Source organism: Kitasatospora sp. NPDC088391, from assembly GCF_044753345.1.
Classification (GTDB): Bacteria; Actinomycetota; Actinomycetes; order Streptomycetales; family Streptomycetaceae; genus Kitasatospora.
Window position 1 is genome coordinate 167,715 of sequence record NZ_JBIVNB010000013.1, and the last position, 18,018, is coordinate 185,732.

Sequence of the window (18,018 nt, forward strand, 5' to 3'; positions counted from 1 at the left end):
GGAGTGAACGACCGCATGAAGGCCCGTCGTACCGTAGCCGCCGCCCTGTCCGTGCTCGCCCTGACCGCGGTCGCCGCCTGCGGCAAGGACGGCTCCCCCAGCGGGTCGACCGACAACAAGTCGGCCGCCGCCGCGCAGCTGCCCACCTACAAGGTGAACTCCGCCGCGAAGCTGGACGGTTCGGCCGCCTGGACCGCCGCCAAGACCAAGGGCAAGCTGACCATCGGCGCCAAGTCCGACCAGCCGTTCCTCGGTTTCGAGGACGTGCAGACCGGCAAGCGCAACGGCTTCGACATCGAGATCGCCAAGATGATCGCCGCGGACCTGGGCTTCGACCCGGAGACCCAGATCGAGTGGAAGACCATCAACTCCAGCGCCCGCGAGACCTCGCTCTCCGGCGGCCAGGTCGACCTCTACGTCGGCACCTACTCGATCAACGACAACCGCAAGAAGCTGATCTCCTTCGGCGGCCCGTACTACATCGCCGGCCAGTCGCTGCTGGTGAACAAGGACAACACCGACATCACCGGCGCCGAGTCCACCAAGGACAAGTCGGTCTGCACGGTGACCGGTTCGACCTCGATCGCCAACATCCAGAAGTACGGCGCCAAGGTCACCCAGTTCGAGAGCTACTCGCTCTGCGTGGAGAAGCTGCTCACCAAGGAGGTCGACGCGGTCACCACCGACGACGCGATCCTCAAGGGCTACGCCGCCAAGAACAAGGGCCAGCTCAAGGTCGTCGGCCAGACCTTCTCCACCGAGCGCTACGGCGTCGGCGTGAAGCTCGGCGACTCCGCGCTGCAGAAGGCCGTCAACGACGCGCTGAAGGCGCACGAGGACAACGGCGACTGGAAGAAGGCGTACGACGCCACCCTCGGCCTGTCCGGCTCCGAGGCCCCGGCGATCCCGGCCCTGGACCCGATCGCCGGCTGACGCCGCCCCCGCACCGACACCGAGAGACGAGAGGAGGGCCGCCGGCATGGGCCTGCTGTTCGAGGACGGCAATTTCCACCTGTTCGCCCAGGGATTCCTGCGCACGATCGAACTGAGCGCGCTCAGCGCCCTGTTCGCCCTGCTGCTGGGCATCCTGCTGGCGGCCTTCCGGGTCTCCCCGGTCCCGGTGCTGCGCGCCTTCGGCACCGGCTGGGTGACGGTGTTCCGCAACACCCCGCTCACCCTGCTGTTCTTCGCGGCCACCTTCGTGCTGCCGCGGCTGGACCTGCACATCAGCAGCTTCACGGCCGCGGTGGTCGCGCTCAGCGCCTACACCGGCAGCTTCGTCTGCGAGGTGCTGCGCTCCGGCATCAACACGGTGCCGCTGGGCCAGGCCGAGGCCGCCCGCTCGCTGGGCATGAACTTCGGCCAGACCCTCGGCCTGGTGGTGCTCCCGCAGGCGGCCCGCGCGGTGATCGCCCCGATGGGGTCGGTGTTCATCGCGCTGCCCCGCAACTCGGCCATCGCGGGCGCGTTCAACGTGCCCGAACTGTTCAGCGTCCAGAAGACCCTGACCGAGAAGGGCCACGACATCTTCGCCATCTTCTTCTGGCTGGCCCTCGCCTACCTGGTGATCAGCTTCGCGGTCGGCGCGGTCTTCGGCACCCTCGAGCGCCGTGCGGCGGTGGCCCGATGAGCACCCGCACCCGCACCGCCTCCGCCTCCGTCCTGTACGACGTCCCCGGCCCGCGGGCCCGGGTCCGCTACCAGGCGTTCGGCGTGCTCGGCCTGCTCGGCGTGGCCGGCCTGTTCTGGTGGATCGTCAGCACCCTCTCCGACCAGGGCCAGTTCGACGGGTACCTGTGGGACCCGTTCCAGTACACCGCCGTCCAGCAGCGCGTGGTCGACGGCGTCCTCGCCACCCTGAAGGCCTTCGGCCTGGCCGCGGTCGGCTCGCTGGTGCTCGGCTCGCTGCTCGCCGTCGGGCAGCTCTCCGACCACCGGGCGGTCCGGCTGGTCTGCACCCCGGTGGTGCAGTTCTTCCGGGCCCTGCCGCTGGTCATCATGATCTTCGCGCTCTGGCAGGCGCTGTTCACCGCCCAGCCGATGTGGGGCCTGGTGGTCGGCCTGACGCTGTACAACGGCGCCGTGCAGGCCGAGGTGATCCGCTCCGGCATCAACGCCGTCCCGCGCGGCCAGGCCGAGGCCGCCTACGCGCTCGGCCTCCGCAAGACCCAGGTGATGAGCCTGGTGCTGGTCCCGCAGGCGGTCCGCTCGATGCTGCCGACGATCATCGGCCAGCTGGTGGTGACGCTCAAGGACACCTCGCTCGGCTACATCATCACCTACCCCGAGCTGCTGTACGCGGGCAAGCTGATCGCCACCAACTCCGACGGCTACCCGTACATCCCGGTGCTCATCGTGGTCACCCCGATCTACATCGCGCTCTGCCTGGCCCTCACCGGTCTGGCCCACTGGATCGAGTCGCGCGGCCGGCGCGGCGCGAACCGGCGCGGCACAGCCGCTGCTTGACGGACACCCAGGTGATCTGTTGCATTGCTGTTCGTGACACCACCTGGGACCTCTCACCCGGCATATGACGCACCGGCGGCCGCCGCCGCCCGCCCGAAGGCCCCGACATGGATCCGGTGATCATCGTCGGGGCCGGGCCGGTCGGCCTCGCCCTGGCGCTCGCGCTGGCCCGCAACGAAGTCCCCAGCCTGGTCCTGGACGAGGGCTCCGGCCTCTGCCCCGAGAGCCCCCGCAGCGTCGTGCTCGGCGGCGACACCGCCGCCTTCCTCGGCCGGATCGGCTACACCCGGGCCGCCGCCGACGCCGCCCGCTGGGACGCCTTCAGCATCTGGCGCCGCCGCACCGAGGTGCTCCGCCTGCCGCTGGACGACGAGCCCGTCCTGCACCTCGCCCAGCACCGCCTCCAGCGCGGCCTGCTCGACGCCGTCGCCGCCGCCCCGCTGGTCCGGCTCACCCTCCGGCACCGGGTGCTCGACCTCACCCAGGACCGGGACGGCGTGACGGTCCGCACCGAGTCCCGCACCGGCGAGGCCCAGTGGCACGGCAGCCACCTGGTCGGCTGCGACGGGGCCCGCTCCACCGTCCGCCGGCTGCTCAAGGTCCGCTTCCCCGGCCGGCCCGCCGTCGACCGGCACGCCGTCGCCACCGTCCGGGTCGACCTGCCGTTCCCCGGCGAGGCCCGGCTGCACCGCGAACCCCCGTGGCGCGGCGACCGCGAGGCGTCCGCCCGCCCGCTCCCGGACGGCCTGTGGCGGCTCGACTGGCGGCTGCCCCCCGGCCGCCCCCAGCTCACCGAGCCCGTCGACCCGCACGCCACCTGGCCCGGCATCGTCACCGGCGACACCCTGCTCACCCGGGTCACCTCGGCGCTCACCGGCTGGTGCGGCGAGCTGCCCCCGCACCAGCTGCTCGCCGCCGCCGACCACACCTACCAGCAGCGGCTGGCCGCCCGCTTCCGCACCGGCCGCTGCTTCCTGGCCGGGGACGCCGCCCACCTGCACGGCGCGCTCGGCATGCAGAACCTCGCCGACGGCCTGCGCGACGCCGACAACCTCGCCTGGCGGCTCGCCCTCGCCTGGCACCTGCCGCCCGGCTCCGCCGCCGCCGACAGCGCCCTGCTCGACGGCTACCAGGCCGAGCGGCGCGGCGCGGTCGGCGCCCGGCTGCGCGCCGTCGACCAGACCATGCCGCTGCTCCGCCCGCTGCGCGGCTGGGCCGAGACCCGGCGCTCGCTGTTCTCCGGCTCCTTCCGGAAGAACGCCCCGCTGCTCGCCGACGGGCAGCTCGGCACCGGCCGCTTCGGCGGCGCCCCCGCCTACCCCGCCGGCCCGTCCGGCACCCGGGTGCCCGAGCAGCGCGGCGGCGGGCGCGGCACCGCGCTGACCGAACAGTTCCCCGCGACCGCCCCCGGCGTGCTGGTGCCCGACCTCCCGGTGGTCACCGCCGACGGGGCCGCCGACACCCTGCGGGCCCGACTCGGCGGCGCCTTCCTGCTGGTCCTGGTCGCGCCCGGGACGACCGTCTGGTCCGCCGAGCACTGGCTCGGCGCCGGCCTGATGCCCCGCCTCGCCGAACTCGCCGCCGACCTCCCCGTCCCCACCGAGGTCCTGGTCACCGACGACTACCCGGGCGCCGCCCCGCACACCGTCCTGCTGATCCGCCCGGACGGCCACCTCCTCGGCACCACCCCGGGCCTCGACCCGGAGACCCTCACCGCCCTCACCGCCCCGCTCGTCCCGAAACCCGGCCTCGAACCGGGCCAGGGACCGGGCCGGGAACCGGGGCGGGAACAGCAACTGGAACAGCAGCAGGACGCCAAGGGCTGACGGGCGCCCCGGCCGGCCGCGACCGGGGGCGGGGCGTCTAGCGGGCGACCTCCGTCGCCCGCGACTCCCGCACCACCGTGATCCGGATCTGCCCCGGGTAGGTCAGCTCCTCGCGGACCTGCCGGGCGACCTCCCTGGCGATCTCCTGGGCGCGCAGGTCGTCGACCGCCTCGGGCCGGACCATCACCCGGACCTCGCGGCCGGCCTGCATCGCGTAGACCTTGGTGACGCCGTCGTGCGCGGCGGCGATCTCCTCCAGCCGCTCCAGGCGGCGGACGTACGCCTCGACCGACTCCTTGCGCGCGCCCGGCCGCCCGGCCGAGCAGGCGTCGGCGGCCTGGGTGAGCACCGCCTCCACCGTCTTGGGCTCGACCTCGCCGTGGTGCGCCTCTATCGCGTGCACGACCTCCGCCGACTCGCCGTGCCGGCGGGCGAACTCGGCGCCGATCGCGGCGTGGCTGCCCGGCACCCGGTGGCTGAGCGCCTTGCCGATGTCGTGCAGCAGCGCGGACCGCCGCACCGTCTCCGGGTCGACGCCGAGCTCCGCCGCCATCATCCCGGCCAGGTGCGCGGACTCCACCAGGTGCCCGAGCACGTTCTGCCCGTACGACGTCCGGTACCGCAGCGTCCCGAGCGTGCGGACGAGTTCGGGCGACATCTCGCCGCTCGTGCCGATCCCGACCGTGAGCAGCGCGTCCTCGCCGGCCCGGACGCACAGCCGCTCGACCTCGGCCCGGCTGCGCTCGTGCGCCTCCTCGATCCGGGCCGGGTGGATGCGGCCGTCGACCAGCAGCGACTCCAGGGTCAGCCGGGCGCTCTCCCGCCGGACCGGGTCGAAGCAGGACAGCTGGACCAGGCCCGGGGTGTCGTCGACGATCAGGTTGACGCCGGTGACGGCCTCGAAGGCGCGGATGTTGCGGCCCTCGCGGCCGATCACCCGGCCCTTCATGTCCTCGCTGGGCAGCCGCAGGGTGGTGACCACCGTCTCGGCGGTCTGCTCGGCGGCCAGCCGCTGGATGGACGAGGCGATGATCTCCCGGGCCCGGCCCTCGCCCTCGACGACGGCCCGGCGCTCGATCTCCCGGACGGTGAGCGCGGCCTCCCGGCGGGCCTCGGACTCGGCGCCGCGGACGACCTCCTCCCGGGCCTGCTCGGCTGTCAGCCCGGCGGTGCGCTCCAGGACCAGCAGGCTCTCCGCCGTCCGCTCGGCGAGTTCGCCGCGGACCCGCTCGGACTCGACGGCCCGGGCGGCGAGTTCGTCCTCGTGCAGGTGGAGGCGGTGCAGCTCGGCGGTCAGCCGCTCCTCGCGGCGGTCGAGCTCGGCCCGGCGCTGACGGAGCATCATGAACCCGGCGGCCAGCACCAGGACGAGGGCGCCGATCAGCACCCCGGCCGCCAGCAGCAGGGAGGAACCCGTTTCGGTGCCCTGAGCGATCCCCATGTGGCCACTCCTCGTCACTGCGCACGCTGCCGCTGAGGTGACCTCCGCGATCGTTCTGCCACTGACAGTGAGGCTAGGCGGAGGTTACGAAACGGTCAAGATGCGATCGAGAATTGGCCCCGTCGATCTGATCACCAGTCATCAAATAGCACTCGAACCGGTTCAGTCCTCGCTCTCCTCCCCCGTTTCCTCCGCGTCCAAAGCTTCCCGGACCACCCGGTACGCCAACCCCTCCGAGTAGCCGCGCCGGGCCAGCACCCCGACCAGCCGACGGGTCCGGACGTCCCGGTCCAGGCCCGAGGTGGACCGCAGCTTCCGCTCCACCAGCGCCCGGGCCGCCGCCGACTCGTCGTCCGCGTCCACCTGCAGCAGCGCCTGCTCGGCGGTCTCCCCGCCGATGCCCTTGGTCCGCAACTCCTGCGCCAGCGCCCGCCGGGACAGCCCGCGCACCGCGTGCCGGGACTCCACCCACGCCTCGGCGAAGGCCGCGTCGTCGATCAGCCCGACCTCCTCCAGCCGGGACAGCACCTGCTCGGCGACCTCGTCCGGGATCTCCTTGCGCCGCAGCGCGTCGGCCAGCTGCTTGCGGGACTTGGCCGCCCCCGTCAGCAGCCGCAGGCAGATGTCCCGCGCCCGGTCCGCCGGGTCGCCCTCCGGCTCCCCCGCCCGGGCCCCGCCCTCCCCGTACGCCTCACGCCGCCGCCCGCCCTCGACGGCCTCCCCCCGCGCCGCCCGCCGGGCCCGCGGCCGCGGCTCCGCCTCGGGCACCGCCTCGGGCAACTCCCCCAACGCACTGCGCCGCCGCCGATGCCCCCCCGCCAACTCGGAGGCCCGCACCAGCCCGGGAACCTCCCCGATCCCCACCGCCCCCGCCGGCTCTTCCCCCGCCTCAAGCGCGGGCCACTCCTCCGCCCCGGACGGCTCTCCCACCGGCTCACCGCCCCGGGCCCGCCCCCGCCGTGCGGGCCGCTCCCCCTCCACCGGCCGGGCCGAGGCCCGCACCAGCCCGGGGAACTCCCCCTCCCCGAGAGGCTCCTCGGCCCGGGCCCGGCGCCGCCTGGGCGTGCCCTCCCGCTCCGGGGCGTCCGGCTGCCCGCCCCGCGACGGCGCTGCCGTCTCCCCGTCCCCGGGCGGCGCGGGGGGACGTCGGCGGGCCACGGCGGCGAACCAGTCGGGCGGGCCGATCTCGCCGTGGCGCCCGTCCTCGTCGCCCCCGGCCCATACGCCCGCACCGGGCCCGTCCTCGGACGGACCCGGTGTCGGGTGCTCGCTGCTGCGGTGGTGCGTCAACGGATCAGCCCTTGGCGGCAGCCGTCTCCTTGGCGGCGACTGTCTCCTTGGCGGCCGCCGTCTCCTTGGCAGCCGCCGCAGCCGTCTTCTTGGCGGTGGCCTTCGCGGGGGCGGCCGCGGCCGGGATCTCCGCGGCGGGGGCGCCCTCGACCTCGGGCAGCTTCGGGCCGATGCCCAGCTTGCCCTTGATCTTGGCCTCGATCTCGTCCGCGAGCTGCGGGTTGTCCCGCAGGAAGTTGCGGGCGTTCTCCTTGCCCTGGCCGAGCTGGTCGCCCTCGTAGGTGTACCAGGCACCGGACTTGCGGATGAAGCCGTGCTCGACGCCCATGTCGATCAGGCCGCCCTCGCGGCTGATGCCCACGCCGTAGAGGATGTCGAACTCGGCCTGCTTGAACGGCGCGGCGACCTTGTTCTTGACCACCTTGACGCGGGTGCGGTTGCCGACCGCCTCGGTGCCGTCCTTGAGGGTCTCGATGCGCCGGATGTCGAGGCGGACCGAGGCGTAGAACTTCAGCGCGCGGCCACCGGTGGTGGTCTCGGGCGAGCCGAACATGACGCCGATCTTCTCGCGCAGCTGGTTGATGAAGATGGCGGTGGTGTTCGACTGGTTCAGCGCACCGGCGATCTTGCGCAGCGCCTGGCTCATCAGACGGGCCTGCAGGCCGACGTGCGAGTCGCCCATCTCGCCCTCGATCTCGGCGCGCGGCACCAGCGCGGCCACCGAGTCGATGATCACCAGGTCGATCGCGCCGGAGCGGATCAGCATGTCGGTGATCTCCAGCGCCTGCTCACCGGTGTCCGGCTGGCTGACCAGCAGGGCGTCGGTGTCCACGCCGAGCTTCTTGGCGTACTCGGGGTCGAGCGCGTGCTCGGCGTCCACGAACGCGACCGTGCCGCCGGCCCGCTGGGCGTTGGCCGCCAGGTGCAGGGTCAGCGTGGTCTTGCCGGAGGACTCGGGGCCGTAGATCTCGACCACCCGGCCGCGCGGGATGCCGCCCACGCCGAGCGCCACGTCCAGCGCGGTGGACCCGGTGGAGATCACCTCGACCGGCTCGTTCGCCTTCTCGCCCAGCCGCATCACCGAGCCCTTGCCGAACTGCCGCTCGATCTGGGCGAGTGCGGCCTCCAGGGCCTTCTCGCGATCCGTACCTGCCATGGCTTCCACCCTCGGGTTCTGTCCGTTGCGCTTCATCGTCATCGACGCTAGCGCGTCCCACCGACAATCGGCCCCGGACGGGGTCGGCCTGTGGAAAAGTCCGCGCCGAAGAGTACAAAAGAACACGCGTTCGATTCCAGCTTCGCAGGTCGGCCCGGGCTGCGGACGGGCTGCGGGACGTCGGCGGCCCGCCGGACCGGCCGTCCCCGGGCCGTAGGGTGGCGGCGATCACCATCGGAACGCACCCACGGGGGCCCCATGACCATTCACCGTCCCGGACTGCCGGAGGACCTGCCGCCGGCCGAGGTGCTGTGGGGCCGCTGGGCCCTGCTGGCCGCGCTGGGGGCGACCACCGCGGAGGAGGAGAACCCGCCGCGCTACCGGACCGGCCGGTGGCTCGACGGGGCGGGCCTGCACTGGGACGACTGCGGCTGCACCTGGTGGGTCCTGTCCCCGTGCGGCCCGGGCCGCTTCGTGCTCTACGGCGAGGACGAGGCGAGCGAGGTCAAGTGGCACGAGCCGAGGATCGACATGCTGGCGGGCGCCCCCGCCTGGCTGCCGTACCCGGAGATCGAGGACCGGCTCGAAGGGCTGGAGGTCGGCTGCGTCTACTGGTACGAGAACGGCGCCTGGGCCCGGGCCCCGTACCCGGACGGCCTCGCCGACGACGGCCTGGACTGCGGCGTGAGCTGCTTCGTCGAACGCCCCGAGGTCCTGGGCGAGCTGGCCGAGCACCTGGCCGACGGGGCCGACCCGGACCTCCTGCTGGCCGCCGCCGAGGCCCACCGGCTGGACCCGGACCTCCTGCTGGCCGCGCTGAGTCCGACCACTCCCGACGGTGACCCGCTGGACCGCCCCGCCCTGCTCGGGGTGCTGGCCCGCGCGGGCCTGACGGCGCAGCCCGTCACGGCCGACGCCCCCTGACACCCGCCGCGGCCCGTCGGCGGGGGCGCACCGCCCACCCGCGCCGCCGACGGGCCCCGCCCCGCCTCACTCCCCGGAACGGCCCCCGCCGCCACCGCTCCCCTCCGTACCGCCACCGCCGTCCGCACCGTTCCCGCCCGCGCCACCGTCCGTGCCGCCGTCCGCGCCGCCGGAGACCATCCGGCGCAGCCGCCGGAGGGCCCGCCGCCGGCGCTCCCGGCGCTCGCGCTGCTGCTCGCCGCGGTCGATCCGGGGGTCGTCCTCGACCTCGTAGCGGCGCACGTAGGTGCCGACGAAGCCCTGCAGGGTGGCGGCGACGGGGATGGCGATCAGCGCGCCGACCGCGCCGAGCAGGGCGGCCCCGGCGATCACCGCGCCGAACGCGACGGCGGGGTGCACGTCCACCGTCCGCGCGGTGATCCGGGGGTGCAGCAGGTAGTTCTCGATCTGCTGGTAGACGATCACGAAGACCAGCACCCACACCGCCTCCACCGGACGGTCCGTCAGCCCGACCAGCACCGGCAGCGCCCCGGCCAGGTAGGTGCCGATGGTGGGCACGAACTGCGACATGACGCCGACCCAGACGGCCAGCGCGGCCGCGTACGGCAGGCCGATGGCGGCGAAGAACGCCCAGTGCGCGAGGGCGGAGACCAGCGCGAGCAGTGCCCGGGAGTACAGGTAGCCGCCGGTCTTGGCGAGCGCGATCTCCCAGGCCCGCAGCACCTCGCCCTGCTTGGCGGGCGGCAGCAGCGAGCAGACGGTGCGCCGGACCCGGGGGCCCTCGGCGGTGAAGTAGAAGGTGAACAGGCCGACGGTGAAGGCCTGGAACAGGCCGCCGACGACGGTGCCGGTGACGCCCCAGACGTTGTCGGCGGCCTGCTGGACGTACTTCTCGATGGTGCCGGAGTCCTTGAGCACCTGGTGCTGGAGCTGGTCGAGCGACAGCTCGGTGTGGAAGGTGCGGTTGATCCAGGCGATCAGGTCCTGGAGCAGTTGCGGCAGTTTCCCGGCGATCTGGGTGATCTGGTCGACCAGCAGGGTGCCGAGCGAGGCGAGGAAGCCGGCCGCGGCCAGCGCGACGCCGATGAAGACCAGGAAGGTGCCGAGGCCGCGGCGCACCCCGCGGGCGGCCATCCGGTCGACCGCGGGCTCCATCGCCAGCGACAGGAAGAACGCCACCAGCAGCATCACGAACAGGTCGATCAGCTGGTGGAACGCCCAGTCGGCGAGTTGGAACAGCCCGACGCCGAGCAGCGCGAGCAGGATCGCCCGGGGCAGCCAGCGGGGCATCGCCCCGCCGCCGGAGCCGGTCCGGCGGAGCATCCGGGCGGCGGCCGCCGCGGTGTCGGCCACCGCTCCGGGCGGCGGGTCCACGGGCCCGGACGGCGGGTCCACGGGGGTGCGGTCGTCGGGGGTCCGGTCGGGGTTCGGTTCGCTGCTGGCCACCGGGACAGTCTCACCCGGCGGCCGGTGATCACTCTCACCTCAGCAGCGGCGACACTCCCTGTGTGGCGCAGACCACCCGCCAGACGTCCTTGGCCTCCCACCCGGCGTCCAGTGCCTGGCGCACGGTGCGCCCGCCGAGTTCGGCCATCAGGTGGTCCTGCGCGAAGGACTCCGCGTACGCCTCGCCGAAGTGCTCGTGCATCCGTCGCCAGAACTCGGTCAGCCTCATGCGCCCCAGTATCGGGCACCGCGCGGGCCGCTCAGTGCGGCAGGGTGAGCACGCCCGCGCCGTAGTAGGAGCGGGTCCGGCAGCCGGACGGGGCGCTCAGGCCGCAGCCCGTGTCGGCGGCCGTGGCGAGCGCGGCCGCGATCCGCTCGGGGCCCCAGTCGGGGTGCCGGGCGGCGACCACCGCGACGGCGCCGGTGACGTGCGCGGCGGACATCGAGGTGCCGGCCAGCGCGGCGTACCGGCCGTCGGGCCAGTCGGAGACGACCGCGCCGTCGGGGCCGGCGTCGGGGTCGCCGCCGGGGGCCGCGACGGAGACCTTGCCGCGCCCGTAGTTGCTGTACACGGCGGGCAGTCCGGACCGGTCGACGGCGCTGACGGTGACCACGCCGGGCAGTTCGCCGGGCAGCCGGATGCACTCGGTGCCGAGCTGCCGGTCCTGCGGCGGGCCGGAGACCCGGTCGTTGGGGCTGCGCCGGTCGGCGCGCCCGGCGGTGAGGTCCTGCCCGTCGTTCCCGGCGGAGGCGACCACGACGGCGCCCTTGCGCTGGGCGTAGGCGACGGCGCGGCCGACGGCGGCGATCAGCGCGGCCTGGTCGGGGTCCTCGGGGCAGTTGTACTTCCACGGGTCGGCGAAGTAGCTGTCGTTGATGGCGCGGGCCCCGTGGTCGGCGGCCCAGAGCATGCCGCAGACGATGTTCTCGGCGTAGTACTGCCCGAGCGGGCCGAGCAGCCGGACGGCGGCGATCCGGACGCCGGGGGCGACGCCGGTGACGCCGTGGCCGTCCCGGGCGGCGCCGACGATCCCGGCGACGTGGGTGCCGTGGCCGCTCTCGCCGACCGAGTCGTCGGGCCGCCAGGCACCGCTGCGGGAGTCGGGGCGGCCGTCGGCGCAGGACGCGGAGGCCGCGGGGTCGACGGCGGCCCGCAGGTCGGGGTGGGTGTCGTCGACGCCGGAGTCCAGCACGGCGACGGTGACCCCGGACAGCTGCTGGGGGGTGGGCAGGTCGGTGGCGGGGTCGCCCTGCCGGCCGGTGGCGACCGCGGGACGCAGCAGCGCGTCCTGCCCGGCGGGGTGCTCGACGGCGCCGATCATGGCGAGGTTCCAGTCGTCGTGCTCGCCGGGGTCGGGCACGGTGGGGGTGGCCTCGTCGGCCCCTTCCCGGGCGTCCTGCCCCCGGCCGGGCGCGGACGCCGCGTCGAGCGCGGGCGCGGGCGCGGCGTCGAGCGCGGACGCGGGCGCGGCGTCGAGCGCGGACGCGGGCGCGGCGTCGAGCGCGGGCGCAGTGCCCGCCGGGCGCCCGGGGCCGGTCCCGAACGCGGCGCCGGCCAGCGGCCGGGGCGGGGAGGGCACGGGGACGGTGCGGGTGGCGCCGACGGCGGCTATCCCGGCCTGTCCGCGCAGGGCGGCGCCGAACCGGGGCCCGGCGTAGGCGAGCACCGCGCCGATCTGCGGGTAGTCCTGGACGACCCGCCCGCCGTGCGCCCGGACCCGGTCGGCGGCGTGCTCGGCGCCCTGGGCGTCGGCGCGCTCGTCGAGCACCAGGTAGCTGAGGTAGGTGTCACCCGTGCCGGTGACGTAGGGGACGGCGCCGCCGATCAGCAGCCCGGTGAGCAGCATCGCGCCGAGTGCCCGGACGCTGCGGCGCCGGCGGGCTCCGGGGTTGTCGCCGGGGGGCTGGCTCACCTGCTCCATCGCACGGTCTCCGCTCGTCAGGCAGGGCGGGACTCCGAGGGGTTCGAGTCCGATTCCTCACCATATGAGTGGCTTGTCCGATCTGCTGCCCGGGACTGCGGCAGACGGTGGCGGGCGGTGGCGGGCCGTGGCGGCGGACGACCGCCGCCGGGCGCCCCGGGCTGTCAGGGTGTCGGGGCACCATGGGGTCATGGCCACCTCCGTCCCCGACCCGTCCGACGCACCCGGCACGCCTGACGCGCCCGGCTCCCCGAACCCGCTGGACGGCTTCGCGCCGGCCACCCGGGCCTGGTTCACCGGGGCGTTCGCCGCCCCCACCGCGGCGCAGGCCGGGGCCTGGTCGGCGATCGGCCTGGGGACGGACGTGCTGGTGGTCGCCCCGACCGGTTCCGGCAAGACCCTGGCGGCCTTCCTCTCCGCGCTGGACCGGCTGGCCGCCGAGCCGCCGCCGGCCGAGCCGAAGCGGCGCTGCCGGGTCCTCTACGTCTCCCCGCTGAAGGCCCTGGCGGTGGACGTCGAGCGCAACCTGCGCGCCCCGCTGGCCGGCCTCCGGCAGGCGAGCGTCCGGCTGGGCCTGCCCGAGCCGGACGTCCGGGTCGGCATCCGCTCCGGCGACACCCCGGCCGCGGACCGCCGGAAGTTCGCCACCCACCCGCCGGACATCCTGATCACCACCCCCGAGTCGCTGTTCCTGCTGCTCACCTCGGCCGCCCGGGACGCGCTGCGCGGCATCGACACGGTGATCCTGGACGAGGTGCACGCGGTGGCGGGGACCAAGCGCGGCGCGCACCTGGCGCTCAGCCTGGAGCGCCTGGACGGGCTGCTGGACCGCCCGGCCCGCCGGATCGGCCTGTCCGCGACCGTCCGCCCGGTCGAGGAGGTCGCCCGGTACCTGAGCCCGCAGCGCGGCGCGGCGATCGTCCGGCCCGGCGGCGACAAGCGGTTCGACCTGTCCGTGGTGGTGCCCGTCCCGGACCTCGCCGACCTGCCCGCCGCCCCGGCCGAGGAGGACGACCCGCGGCGGCAGAGCTCGATCTGGCCGCACGTGGAGGAGCGGATCGTCGACCTGGTGCAGGCGCACCGCTCGACCATCGTGTTCGCCAACTCCCGCCGGCTGGCCGAGCGGCTGTGCAACCGGCTGAACGAGATCGCCCACGAGCGGGCCGCCGGCGCCCCGCTGCCCGGGGCGCACGCCCCCGCCGAACTGATGGGCGGCTCCGGCGCCGCCGCGGGCGCGCCGCCGGTGCTGGCCCGGGCCCACCACGGCTCGGTCTCCAAGGAGCAACGGGCCCTGGTCGAGGAGGAGTTGAAGGCCGGCCGGCTGCCCGCCGTGGTGGCCACCTCCAGCCTGGAGCTGGGCATCGACATGGGCTCCGTCGACCTGGTGGTGCAGGTCGAGTCACCGCCCTCGGTCGCCTCCGGCCTGCAGCGGGTCGGCCGGGCCGGGCACCAGGTCGGCGCGGTCTCCCGCGGCGTGTTCTTCCCCAAGTACCGCGGCGACCTGGTGCAGTCCGCCGTGGTCACCGAGCGGATGCGGCACGGCCGGATCGAGGCGCTGCGGGTCCCCCGCAACCCGCTGGACGTGCTGGCCCAGCAGCTCGTCGCGATCACCGCCCTGGACACCTGGGACGTCGACGAGCTGCTCGCCCTGTGCCGCCGCGCCGCCCCGTTCGCCACCCTGCCGCAGTCCGCCTTCGACGCCGTCCTCGACATGCTGGCCGGCCGCTACCCGTCCGACGCCTTCGCCGAGCTGCGCCCCCGCCTGGTCTGGGACCGCGTCGAGGGCACCGTCACCGGCCGCCCCGGCGCCCAGCGCCTCGCCGTCACCTCCGGCGGCACCATCCCCGACCGCGGCCTGTTCGGCGTCTTCATCGCCGGGGCGGACCCCAAGAAGGGCGGCGGAAGGGTCGGGGAGCTCGACGAGGAGATGGTCTACGAGTCCCGGGTCGGCGACGTGTTCACCCTGGGCACCACCTCCTGGCGGATCGAGGAGATCACCCACGACAAGGTGCTGGTCACCCCCGCCCCCGGCGTCCCGGGCCGGCTGCCGTTCTGGAAGGGCGACACCCTCGGCCGCCCGCTCGAACTCGGCCGCGCGGTGGGCGCGTTCGTCCGCGAGCTGGGCGCCCTGGAGCCGGAGCCGGCCAGCGCCCGGCTGCGCGGGGCGGGCCTGGACGACTGGGCGGCCGGGAACCTGCTCGCCTACCTCGCCGAGCAGCGCGCCGCCTGCGGCCACCTGCCCGACGACCGCACCATCGTGGTCGAGCGCTTCCGCGACGAGCTGGGCGACTGGCGGGTCGTCGTGCACTCCCCGTTCGGCGCCCAGGTGCACGCCCCGTGGGCGCTCGCCATCGGCGCCCGGCTGCGCGAGAAGCACGGCCTGGACCCGCAGGTGATGCACGCCGACGACGGCATCGTGCTGCGCCTGCCGGACGCCGACCTGCTCGCCGACTTCCCGTCCGGCCTCACGGCCCCGCCCGCCGACGAGGCCCCGGTCGGCGCGGACGCCGCGGTCTTCGACGCCGCCGAGATCGAGCAGCTGGTCACCGACCAGGTCGGCGGCTCCGCACTGTTCGCCGCCCGGTTCCGCGAGTGCGCGGGCCGCGCCCTGCTGCTGCCCCGGCGCAGCCCCGGCCGGCGCACCCCGCTCTGGCAGCAGCGCCAGCGCGCCTCCCAACTCCTGGAGGTGGCGGCCGAGTACGGCTCCTTCCCGATCGTCCTGGAGGCCGTCCGCGAGTGCCTGCAGGACGTCTTCGACGTCCCCGGCCTGGTCGAGCTGATGGGCGACCTGGAGTCCCGCGCCGTCCGCCTGGTCGAGGTCACCACCCCGGAGCCGTCCCCGTTCGCCCGCTCGCTGCTGTTCGGCTACGTCGCCCAGTTCCTCTACGAGGGCGACTCCCCGATCGCCGAGCGCCGGGCCGCCGCGCTCTCCCTGGACTCCCGGCTGCTGTCCGAACTGCTCGGCCAGGCCGAACTGCGCGAGCTCCTCGACCCGCGGGTCCTCGCCGACCTGGAGGCCGAGCTCCAGCGGCTCACCCCCGAGCGCCGGATCAAGGACGTCGAGGGCGTCGCCGACGCGCTGCGCCTGCTCGGCCCGCTCACCGACGCCGAGCTGTCCGCGCGCGGCGCCGAGCCGCCGTGGGCGCCGGAGCTGGAGGCCGCCCGGCGGGCGATCCGGGTCCGGATCGGCGGCGAGCAGCGCTGGTCCGCGATCGAGGACGCCGGGCGGCTGCGCGACGCCCTCGGCACCCCGCTGCCGGTCGGCGTCCCCGAGGCGTTCACCGAGCCGGTCAAGGACCCGCTGGGCGACCTGCTGGCCCGCTACGCCCGCACCCACGGCCCGTTCACCGCCCAGGACGCCGCCGACCGCTTCGGCCTCGGCGCCGCCGTCGTCACCGGCACCCTGGACCGCCTCACCGCGGCCGGCCGCCTGGTCCGCGGCGAGTTCCGGCCCGACACGACCACGACCGCCCCCGAGTGGTGCGACGCCGAGGTGCTGCGCCGCCTGCGCCGCCGCTCGCTGGCCGCGCTGCGGCAGGAGGTGGAGCCCGTCCCGCCGAAGGCGCTGGCCGCCTTCCTCCCGCAGTGGCAGCACCTGGCCGGGCACCGGCTGCGCGGCGCCGACGGCCTGTACCGGGTGGTCGAGCAGCTCCAGGGCACCGCGCTGCCCGCCTCCGCGCTGGAGAAGCTGGTCCTGCCGGCCCGGCTCGCCGACTACTCCCCCGGCCTGCTGGACGAGCTGATGGCGGCCGGCGAGATCGGCTGGTCCGGCGCGGGCGCGCTGCCCGGCAAGGACGGCTGGATCGGCCTGCACCTGCCGGAGAACGCCCACCTGCTGCGGCCCGAGCCGCTGCCGCTCACCCCGGGCCCGGTACACACCGCCCTGCTGGAGGCCCTCACCGGCGGCTACGGCGCGTTCTTCCGCCAGCTCGCCGAGCGCGTCCCGGACACCCCGGACGACGAGATCGCCGACGCGCTCTGGGACCTGGTCTGGGCCGGGTACGTCACCAACGACACCCTGGCCCCGCTGCGCAACCTGCTCGGCTCCGGCCGCACCGCCGGCGCCACCGCGCACCGGGCGCCGCGCGCCACCCCGCGCGGCCGCTACGGCGGGGCAGGCCGCGGCCTGTCCCGCCCCGCCGCCCGGAGCAGCCCGCCGACCGTGGCCGGCCGCTGGTCGCTGCTGCCCTCCTTCGGCGGCGACCCGACCGCCCTGGCCGCCGCCCGCGCGCAGGCGCTGCTGGACCGGCACGGCCTGCTGACCCGGGGCGCGGTGGCCGCCGAGCGGGTGCCCGGCGGCTTCGCGGGCGTGTACCGGGTGCTGTCCGCGTTCGAGGAGCGCGGGAAGGCCCGCCGCGGCTACTTCGTCGAGGGCCTGGGCGGCGCCCAGTTCGCCATGGACGGCGCCGCGGACCGGCTGCGCTCCGTCCACTCCCGGCTGGAACGCGGCGACGGCGACTGGTCCGCGGCCCCCGCGGACGCCCCGCGGGCCCTGGTGCTGGCCGCCGCCGACCCCGCCAACGCGTACGGCGCGGCGCTGGGCTGGCCGGAGCCGCCCGAGGGCACCGCGGCCGCCCACCGGCCCGCCCGGAAGGCGGGCGCCCTGGTCACCCTGGTCGACGGCGAGCCGGTGCTGTACGTGGAGCGCGGCGGCCGCTCGCTGCTGGCCTGGCCGACCGACGGGGCCCGGCTGGCGGCGGCCCTCGGGGCACTGGCCGGGCCGCTCACCGTCGAACGCGTCAACGGCCACGCCGCCCTCACCAGCCCCCTGGGCCCCGCGCTGGAATCGGCCGGATTCCACCCCACCCCGAAGGGCTACCGGCTGCGCTGACCCCCGGGGCCGTCACCCGTCCGTGGCGGCGGGCGCCGCGGGCGGCCCGGCCGGCCGGGCGGCGCGGCGGCGCCGGTAGCGGGCCGTGGCGTGCACCGGGATCAGCCCGATGCCCCACCAGCCGGCCGCGAGCATGCCGAGGGCGGCACCGCCGTGGAACGCGGTGCCGCCCGTCAGCAGCAGTATCAGACCCAGACCGACCAGTGCCGTCGCAGCAAGCAGCACGGCACGCCGCGTACCCCGCATCGTGGCCCTCCTTCGCCCGGCGCCCCGCGGTGGCGGGGCGTTCGAGGTCCGGTCAGGCCGCCACCACGTCCATCGCCGCCGTCTTGGACGAGATGGAACCGGACCGGTCGACACCGGGGGCCGGCAGCGGAACCGGTTCGAGCACCGGCCTCAACAGATCACCCTCCGAGAGGGTGGCCATCGCCGCAAGTTCGGCGAGCGACAGTTCGTCGCTGACCTCCCGCATGACCTCCGACATCCGGACGTCCAGTGCGTCACAGATGGCGGAGAGCAGCTCGGAGGACGCCTCCTTCTGACCCCGCTCGACCTCGGAGAGGTATCCGAGCGAAACCCTGGCGGCTGCCGACACCTCGCGGAGTGTGCGGCCCTGGCGCTGGCGCTGCCGACGCAGCACATCGCCCAGCAGGCGACGGAGCAGAATCATCGGTGCCTCCCTCCTCGGACTGCGGATCGAGATGTCACGACCCCAC

At 75.3% G+C, this 18,018-nt stretch carries 14 protein-coding genes; 6 read left to right on the top strand and 8 right to left on the bottom strand.

The window, feature by feature from the left end; translation table 11 throughout:
* The first annotated feature begins 15 nt into the window (after positions 1-15).
* From ACIQBJ_RS31110 to ACIQBJ_RS31125, 4 genes are all read left to right on the top strand, one after another.
* Entirely contained in the window at positions 16-933 is a 918-nt protein-coding gene (locus tag ACIQBJ_RS31110; protein WP_400717244.1) for a transporter substrate-binding domain-containing protein, read from the top strand.
* Between the two features lie 46 nt (positions 934-979).
* Positions 980-1,630, top strand: coding sequence for an amino acid ABC transporter permease (locus ACIQBJ_RS31115; protein ID WP_400717246.1), 651 nt, complete (start codon positions 980-982; stop codon positions 1,628-1,630).
* The gene (locus ACIQBJ_RS31120) at positions 1,627-2,466 is read left to right on the top strand and encodes an amino acid ABC transporter permease (protein ID WP_400717248.1); all 840 of its coding nucleotides are present in this window, start codon (positions 1,627-1,629) and stop codon (positions 2,464-2,466) included. Before ACIQBJ_RS31115 ends, ACIQBJ_RS31120 begins: the two co-directional genes overlap by 4 nt.
* A 107-nt stretch (positions 2,467-2,573) precedes the next feature.
* The gene (locus ACIQBJ_RS31125) at positions 2,574-4,292 is read left to right on the top strand and encodes an FAD-dependent monooxygenase (protein WP_400717252.1); all 1,719 of its coding nucleotides are present in this window, start codon (positions 2,574-2,576) and stop codon (positions 4,290-4,292) included.
* A 37-nt stretch (positions 4,293-4,329) separates the two neighbouring features.
* Here the strand turns inward: ACIQBJ_RS31125 and rny are convergent, their stop codons facing one another.
* From rny to recA, 3 genes are all read right to left on the bottom strand, one after another.
* On the bottom strand, positions 4,330-5,733 hold the full coding sequence (rny, locus tag ACIQBJ_RS31130) for a ribonuclease Y (RefSeq protein WP_400717255.1): 1,404 nt from the start codon (positions 5,731-5,733) through the stop codon (positions 4,330-4,332).
* Positions 5,734-5,895: 162 nt separating this feature from the next.
* Complete coding sequence (locus ACIQBJ_RS31135; protein WP_400717257.1) at positions 5,896-6,513, bottom strand: regulatory protein RecX; 618 nt, start codon at positions 6,511-6,513, stop codon at positions 5,896-5,898.
* Positions 6,514-7,027: 514 nt separating this feature from the next.
* A complete protein-coding gene (gene recA / locus ACIQBJ_RS31140; RefSeq protein ID WP_400717259.1) occupies positions 7,028-8,179 on the bottom strand; it encodes a recombinase RecA in 1,152 nt (383 codons plus the stop codon).
* Positions 8,180-8,437: 258 nt separating this feature from the next.
* Here recA and ACIQBJ_RS31145 point away from each other — a divergent pair, with 258 nt between their 5' ends.
* The gene (locus tag ACIQBJ_RS31145) at positions 8,438-9,103 is read left to right on the top strand and encodes a hypothetical protein (protein ID WP_400717262.1); all 666 of its coding nucleotides are present in this window, start codon (positions 8,438-8,440) and stop codon (positions 9,101-9,103) included.
* A gap of 66 nt (positions 9,104-9,169) precedes the next feature.
* On the opposite strand, the gene ACIQBJ_RS31150 is transcribed toward ACIQBJ_RS31145, so the two are convergent.
* The 3 genes from ACIQBJ_RS31150 to ACIQBJ_RS31160 form a co-directional block, all read right to left on the bottom strand.
* Positions 9,170-10,393 (bottom strand): AI-2E family transporter, encoded by a 1,224-nt coding sequence (locus tag ACIQBJ_RS31150; RefSeq protein ID WP_400717311.1) that lies wholly within the window; start codon positions 10,391-10,393, stop codon positions 9,170-9,172.
* A gap of 190 nt (positions 10,394-10,583) precedes the next feature.
* Positions 10,584-10,778: a DUF3046 domain-containing protein gene (locus ACIQBJ_RS31155; protein WP_400717264.1), complete on the bottom strand. Its 195-nt coding sequence runs from the start codon at positions 10,776-10,778 to the stop codon at positions 10,584-10,586.
* 31 nt (positions 10,779-10,809) lie between these two features.
* Positions 10,810-12,471, bottom strand: coding sequence for a S8 family peptidase (locus tag ACIQBJ_RS31160; RefSeq protein WP_400717267.1), 1,662 nt, complete (start codon positions 12,469-12,471; stop codon positions 10,810-10,812).
* A gap of 190 nt (positions 12,472-12,661) precedes the next feature.
* Between ACIQBJ_RS31160 and ACIQBJ_RS31165 the strand changes: the two genes are divergently transcribed.
* Positions 12,662-17,302: an ATP-dependent helicase gene (locus ACIQBJ_RS31165; RefSeq protein WP_400717270.1), complete on the top strand. Its 4,641-nt coding sequence runs from the start codon at positions 12,662-12,664 to the stop codon at positions 17,300-17,302.
* A 12-nt stretch (positions 17,303-17,314) separates the two neighbouring features.
* Here the strand turns inward: ACIQBJ_RS31165 and ACIQBJ_RS31170 are convergent, their stop codons facing one another.
* Positions 17,315-17,548 (bottom strand): hypothetical protein, encoded by a 234-nt coding sequence (locus ACIQBJ_RS31170; protein ID WP_400717273.1) that lies wholly within the window; start codon positions 17,546-17,548, stop codon positions 17,315-17,317.
* Positions 17,549-17,600: 52 nt separating this feature from the next.
* Entirely contained in the window at positions 17,601-17,972 is a 372-nt protein-coding gene (locus ACIQBJ_RS31175) for a helix-turn-helix domain-containing protein (RefSeq protein ID WP_400717276.1), read from the bottom strand.
* Between the last annotated feature and the right edge of the window lie 46 nt (positions 17,973-18,018).